The following is a 6,806-nucleotide window of genomic DNA, read 5'->3' as shown; positions in this document are numbered from 1 at the left end:
CTTGAGTGGCCTCTTCGAGGCCTTATTAAGTTGCAAAAACTTAAAAGGGTTTCGACTGTTTAATGGTTGTCTGGTGGTTTACTACATCCCCGCCCTAAAGGACGAGGCTTTCAAAAGAAAAAAGTAAACAGCGATGTAGGTGTGCAGTATGGTGTTGTCCCTTAGGAGGCGCAGTCCAGAGGAGTGGAGCGAGGATTATCCATTAGTTCCATACGATCGTTTTGTCCCCTTCCTTAGGTCAAAGGCCGCCAAAAAACCGGTCTTTCTTGTAACAAGGTTTCATCCCTCTTACCTTGAGAGACTACTGGGCTCTCTGAGTCCCAATGTAATTCCAGTGTGGCTCAGCAACGTTAGCTCGCCGACGAGCGTTGGGCCCAGGGAGCTGTACCGGCTGGAGTCCATGGCGCTCGATAACATAAGGAACAGGGGAACCGATGTGGTGCTCGAAGGTGTTGAATACCTGTTTCTTGAAAACGGGGACGTTGGAGCGTTAAGGTTCATTGGAAAGCTGCACGACGAAGCTGTGATCCACGGCTCGGGGTTTTACGTTGTTGTAAGCGACGCCTTTTCGGAGAGGCAGATCGCAATGCTCAAGGGGACGCTCGGCCTTCTGTGAGAAATGCTGGTGCGGTGGCCGGGATTCGAACCCGGGTTACCGGCTTGGAAGGCCGGTGTCCTGGACCAGGCTAGACTACCACCGCGCGGTCGTCCATATATCCCGGGGCCGATTTAAAAAGTTTGTCCCGCGTTAGAAGTTGGATGGTGAACACTTATGAGCCTTGAGGAACCTCTCAGTTCTCAGATCTCCTCTTAAACTTTTCGTAAACCCTATAAATCCCTCCGCCACATTCCATCCTCGAAAAGCTTATATAGGAGAACCCAAAGCGGGGGGTAGTGGAGATATTCTAAAAAACTGTAAGGGGGCATTTCTCGGTGGCGACAAAAAAGGAGTTTAACGTGTTCATGCATGAGCTGGTTCCGGAGCATAGGGTGCTCAGTGAGAAGGAGAAAGAGGAGCTCCTCAACAGATACAGGATCAAAATATCCCAGTTGCCTCAGATACTCGTTTCTGACCCTGCAGTGGTTGAGCTCGGTGCCAAGCCAGGGGACGTGATTGAGATAAAGAGGAAGAGCCCAACGGCGGGGGTCTACTATTACTACCGCCTCGTGGTTGAGGGATGAGTTTGAGGGGTGAGATCATGGCATCCAGGGGTTTGAGTGTTGTTGAGTTTACTCCCAACGATCTGTGGCTTGTTATGGAGTCTTACTGGAAGGAAATGGGCCTCGTCAGGCAGCATCTCGATTCATATAACGCGTTCATTGACCACGGCCTCCAGGAGGTTATAGACGAGTTCGGCGGCCTTAAGCCGGACATTCCGAACTTTGAGGTCAGGTTTGGAAAGATACGCCTTGGAGAGCCGGTGTTTCAGGAGGCACAGGGGCAGAGAAGACCGCTCTATCCCATGGACGCGAGGATAAGGAACTTGACCTACTCGGCTCCCCTCTTTCTTGAGCTGATTCCCGTTATCAACGGGATCGAGCAGGAGCCGGTTGAGGTCCGCATCGGCGAACTGCCGCTTATGCTGAAGTCCAAGGCATGCAAGCTCTACGGACTCAGCGATGAGGAGCTCATAAAGCTCGGGGAGGATCCGAAGGACCCGGGGGGATACTTTATAATCAACGGCTCGGAGAGGGTTATAGTCTCCATTGAAGATCTTGCCCCGAACAAAACCCTCGTTGAGAGGGATGAGAGGCAGAACAAGGTCGTTGCAAAGGTTTTCTCCTACAGGCACGGCTACCGCGCCCTTATAACCGTGGAGAGAAGGAAAGACGGGATCCTCTACGTTACCATCCCCAACGTCCCCAAGCCAGTGAAATTCGTTTACGTAATGCGCGCCCTCGGTCTCCTGACCGATAAGGAGATAGTAGAGGCCGTGAGCGACGATCCGAGGATACAGCAGGTTCTCTTTGACAACCTTGAGGACGCCAGCGATATAAGAACCCAGGAGGAAGCCATGGACTACATAGGAAAGCTTTCCCTCCCAGGACAGCCTAAGGAATACAGGCTCAGAAGGGCCGAGAACGTTATAGACAACAACCTCCTTCCCCATATGGGCGTTTCTCCCGAGGACAGAAGCGCGAAGGCTTACTACCTCGGCATGATGGCCCTTAAGGTTCTCGAACTCTCCCTCGGGCTCCGCGGCGAAGACGACAAGGATCACTACGCCAACAAGAGGCTGAAGCTCGCCGGTGACCTCCTCAAAGACCTCTTCAGGATAGCCTTCGGTCAGCTCGTTAAGGACATGCAGTACCAGATGACCAAGACGTACCAGAGGAAGGGTGAGCGCTACACCTTTGAGAACATCCAGCGCTTTGTGAGGAACTCCGTGAGGCCGGACGTCCTGAGCGAGAGGATCGAGCACGCCCTCGCAACAGGATCCTGGCCCGGTGGAAGGACGGGTGTCAGCCAGCTCCTCGACAGGACGAACTACATCTCAACCCTCTCCCATCTAAGGCGCGTTACATCGCCTCTGAGCAGGGAGCAGCCGCACTTCGAGGCAAGAGACCTTCACGGAACTCACTGGGGTAGGATATGCCCGACGGAAACCCCGGAGGGTCCCAACTGCGGTCTCGTTAAGAACCTCGCCCTGATGTCCCAGATCACGACGGGCGTCCCCGAGAAGGAGGTTAAGGAGTACCTGATGGGGCTCGGCATAACGCCCCTTGAGGAGCGCAGACCATCACCTGGTATTTACAGGGTCTACCTCAACGGCGTCCTCATAGGCACGACCGAAAACGGGAGGCAGCTCGTCGAGAAAGTCAGGAGGGAGAGGAGAAAGGGCAACCTGAGCGACGTCATCAACATAGCGATCTACGAGGACGAGGACGTTAGGGAGATATACGTTAACAGCGACGACGGCAGGGTCAGGCGCCCCCTGATAATCGTTGAGAATGGAAAGCCAAAGCTCACCCGGGAGCACGTGGAGGGCATAAAGAACGGCACACTGAGCTGGAGTGACCTCATAAGGATGGGCGTCATAGAGTACCTCGACGCCGAGGAGGAGGAGAACGCCTACGTCGCGACCTGGCCCTGGGAGGTTACCGAGGAGCACACCCATCTCGAACTCATGCCAGCAGCAATACTCGGGATCCCGGCGTCCCTCGTTCCATATCCGGAGCACAACGCTGCCCCAAGGAACACCTACGGGGCCGGCATGGCAAAGCAGAGCCTCGGGCTCGGCAGCGCCAACTTCAGAATAAGGGTAGACACGCGGGGGCACCTGATGCACTACCCAGAGATCCCCCTCGTCAACTCAAGGATCATGAAGGCGGTTGGCTTTGAGGAGAGGCCGGCAGGCCAGAACTTCGTGGTTGCTGTTCTCAGCTATCACGGCTACAACATGGAGGACGCCATAATAATGAACAAGGCCTCCATAGAGCGCGGCCTCGGAAGGAGCAGCTTTTTCAGAACCTATGAGGCCGAGGAAAAGCGCTACCTCGGCGGCCAGATGGACCGCTTTGAGAAGCCCGACCCGACCATCAAAGGCTACCTCGGGGACAGGTACTACCGGAACCTTGACGAGGACGGCATAATATTCCCCGAATCAAAGGTTGAGGGAAAGGACGTTCTCGTTGGGAGAACTTCGCCGCCGAGGTTCCTTGAGGAGCAGAGCGGGCTTGGCGGGATAGCCCTCCAGGAGAGGAGGGAGACGAGCATAAGTGTGAGGCCGAGTGAGAGGGGCATCGTCGACAAGGTCGTCCTCACGGAGACCGGGGATGGGACGAAGTTAGTCAAGGTGACCGTGAGGGATCTGCGCATACCGGAGCTCGGCGATAAGTTCGCGAGCAGGCACGGACAGAAGGGCGTCATTGGCTTAATCGTCCCGCAGGAGGACATGCCCTGGACGGAAAGCGGAATAGTTCCCGACTTAATCGTCAACCCGCACGGTATCCCGAGCCGCATGACCGTTGGACAGCTCATAGAGGCAATAGGTGGAAAGGTGGCAGCACTGAAGGGGAGGCGCGTTGATGGAACCGCCTTCATAGGCGAACCAGAGGAGAAGCTCAGAAGGGAGCTGGAGGAGCTCGGCTTCAGGCACAACGGCAGGGAGATCATGTACGACGGGATAACCGGCAGGAGATTGGAGGCGGACATATTCGTCGGTGTGATCTACTACCAGCGCTTACACCACATGGTGGCAGACAAGATGCACGCGCGCTCTCGCGGTCCGGTTCAGGTTCTCACCAAGCAGCCGACCGAGGGAAGGGCCCGCGAGGGAGGCCTGAGGTTCGGTGAGATGGAGAGGGACGTGCTCGTTGGCCACGGGGCGGCGATGCTCCTGATAGAGCGCCTGCTTGAGGAGAGCGACAAGACCGAAGTGTGGGTCTGCGAGAACTGCGGTCACATTGCCATCGAGGACAAGCGCCGTGGTAAGGTGTACTGCCCTGTATGCGGGGAGGAGGAGAGGATAAGCAAGGTGGAGATGAGCTACGCGTTCAAGCTCCTCCTCGACGAGCTGAAGGCGATGGTGATAAGGCCCTCTCTCAGGTTGAAGGATAGGGTGTGATGGCCATGCAGTCAATGAAGAAAGTCATCGGAAGTATTGAGTTTGGCATACTCTCACCCCAGGAAATAAGGAAGATGAGCGCGGCCGAGATAACCGTGCCCGACACCTACGACGACGACGGCTATCCTATAGAGGGCGGCCTTATGGACAAGAGGCTCGGCGTGATAGACCCCGGGCTTAGATGTGAGACCTGCGGCGCCAGGGCCGGTGAGTGCCCGGGCCATTTCGGCCACATAGAGCTCGCGAGGCCCGTGATCCACGTCGGCTTTGCCAAAACGATACACCGCGTTTTGGAGAGCACATGCCGCGAGTGCGGCAGGATAAAGCTCACGGACGAGGAGATAGATGAGTACATGAAGAAGTTCGAGGTCGTCGGCGACAGGAAGAAGGCCAAGGACAAGCTCATCAAGGAGATACACAAGAAGGCCAAGGAGAGGATGGTCTGCCCGCACTGCGGCGCCCCACAGTTCCCGATAAAGTTCGAGAGGCCGACGATATACTACGAGCTCAGAAAGGACGAGGAGGGCAACGAGTACAAGCATAGGATGATGCCGACCGAGATAAGGGACAGGCTTGAGAGGATTCCCGACAGGGATCTGCCCCTCCTCGGCCTCCATCCAGAGAAGTCCCGCCCCGAGTGGATGGTTCTAACAGTCCTTCCCGTCCCGCCGGTTACCATGAGGCCATCGATAACCCTTGAAAGCGGCATCAGGGCGGAGGACGACCTCACCCACAAGCTCGTTGACATTATAAGGATAAACAACCGCCTCAAGAGCAACATAGAAGCAGGAGCACCCCAGCTCATCATCGAAGACCTCTGGGACCTCCTCCAGTACCACGTGACAACCTACATAAACAACGAGACATCGGGCATCCCGCCTGCAAAGCACAAGAGCGGGAGACCCCTCAAGACCCTCGCCCAGCGCCTTAAGGGCAAGGAAGGCCGCTTCAGGGGAAACCTCAGCGGTAAGCGCGTCAACTTCTCGGCAAGGACGGTGATAAGCCCCGACCCGATGATAAGCATCAACGAGGTCGGCGTCCCCTTGGCCATAGCAATGGAGCTCACGGTCCCCGAGAAGGTGACGGAGTTCAACTTCGAGAAGCTCAAGGAGAGGGTTATGAACGGGCCGGAGAAGTACCCGGGTGCCAACTACGTTATAGACCCCGAGGGGAGAAGGATCAGGATCATGGAGAACAACCGCGAGAAGATAGTAAACGAGCTCCTCGACATAGGATGGACCGTCGAGAGGCACCTTGAGGACGGGGACATAGTTCTCTTCAACAGACAGCCAAGCCTCCACAGGATGAGCATAATGGCCCACCGCGTCCGCGTCATGCCCTACAGAACCTTCCGCCTCAACCTCCCCGTCTGCCCGCCCTACAACGCCGACTTCGACGGTGACGAGATGAACCTCCACGTCCCCCAGACCGAGGAGGCCCAGGCCGAAGCCAAGATCCTCATGGAGGTTCAGAACCACATCATATCCCCGCGTTACGGGGGGCCTCTCATAGCAGGGATCCAGGATCACATCTCCGGCGGCTACCTGCTGACCCGTGAGGGGGCCTACTTCACGAGGCCCGAGGTGGAGCAGATGCTGACCTTCGCGGGGGTTGAAGTTGACGAGCTCCCCGAACCTGATAAGTTCGAGAACGGGGAACCACTCTGGAGCGGGAAGGCGATATTCTCCCTGCTCCTCCCCGATGACCTCACCATCTGGTACCGCAACAAGCTCTGCGATGACTCCGAGCGCTGCGACGCACTTGAGAGACTCATAGAGGAGAAGTTCATTCCCGGCCCCGATGAGGTGAAGGAGCTCGCCTACGACGGCTTCGTCTACATCCAGAACGGGAAGCTCCTCAGCGGTGCCATAGACAAGAAGGCCTACGGAAGGGAGGACGGAAAGCTCCTCGACATCATCGTGAGGGAGTACGGGGCGGAGAGGGCCAGGCAGTTCCTCGACCAGGTGACCAAACTGGCCATCTGGGTTATAACGCACAGGGGCTTTACAACCGCCATAGACGATGAAGACCTGCCGGAGGAGGCCCTCGACAGAATCAGCGAGATAATCCGCGACGCGGAGGAGAGGGTCAACCGGCTCATAGACGCCTACAGGCGGGGCGAACTTGAGCCCCTCCCGGGCAAGAGCCTTGAGGACACCCTTGAGAGCAAGATCATGGCAGTCCTTGCGGAGGCCCGTGACAACGCCGGCAACGTGGCCGAGAAGTACCTTGGTATGG

Annotated in this window: 4 protein-coding genes and 1 tRNA gene; 4 read left to right on the top strand and 1 reads right to left on the bottom strand. The window is 56.7% G+C overall.

Features of this window, described 5'->3' with window-relative positions; translation table 11 throughout:
- The first annotated feature begins 148 nt into the window (after positions 1-148).
- Positions 149-616 carry a DUF835 domain-containing protein gene (locus tag MVB78_RS04010; RefSeq protein ID WP_297488149.1) on the top strand — a complete coding sequence of 156 codons (468 nt, stop codon included), beginning with the start codon at positions 149-151 and terminating at the stop codon, positions 614-616.
- Between the two features lie 7 nt (positions 617-623).
- On the opposite strand, the gene MVB78_RS04005 is transcribed toward MVB78_RS04010, so the two are convergent.
- A tRNA-Gly gene (locus tag MVB78_RS04005) sits at positions 624-701 on the bottom strand.
- A 232-nt stretch (positions 702-933) separates the two neighbouring features.
- On the opposite strand from MVB78_RS04005, the gene MVB78_RS04000 reads away from it, so the two are divergent.
- From MVB78_RS04000 to MVB78_RS03990, 3 genes are all read left to right on the top strand, one after another.
- Positions 934-1,182, top strand: a complete 249-nt coding sequence (locus MVB78_RS04000; RefSeq protein ID WP_297488146.1) for a DNA-directed RNA polymerase subunit H — start codon at positions 934-936, stop codon at positions 1,180-1,182.
- Positions 1,183-1,199: 17 nt separating this feature from the next.
- Entirely contained in the window at positions 1,200-4,568 is a 3,369-nt protein-coding gene (locus tag MVB78_RS03995; RefSeq protein ID WP_297488144.1) for a DNA-directed RNA polymerase subunit B, read from the top strand.
- A 5-nt stretch (positions 4,569-4,573) separates the two neighbouring features.
- Positions 4,574-6,806 (top strand): DNA-directed RNA polymerase subunit A' (locus MVB78_RS03990; RefSeq protein WP_297488141.1); only part of this gene is annotated, 2,233 nt, incomplete at its 3' end.

The sequence above is a fragment of the Thermococcus sp. genome (genome assembly GCF_026991495.1).
Classification (GTDB): Archaea; Methanobacteriota_B; Thermococci; order Thermococcales; family Thermococcaceae; genus Thermococcus.
This window is presented reverse-complemented; position numbering and strand designations above follow the sequence as displayed.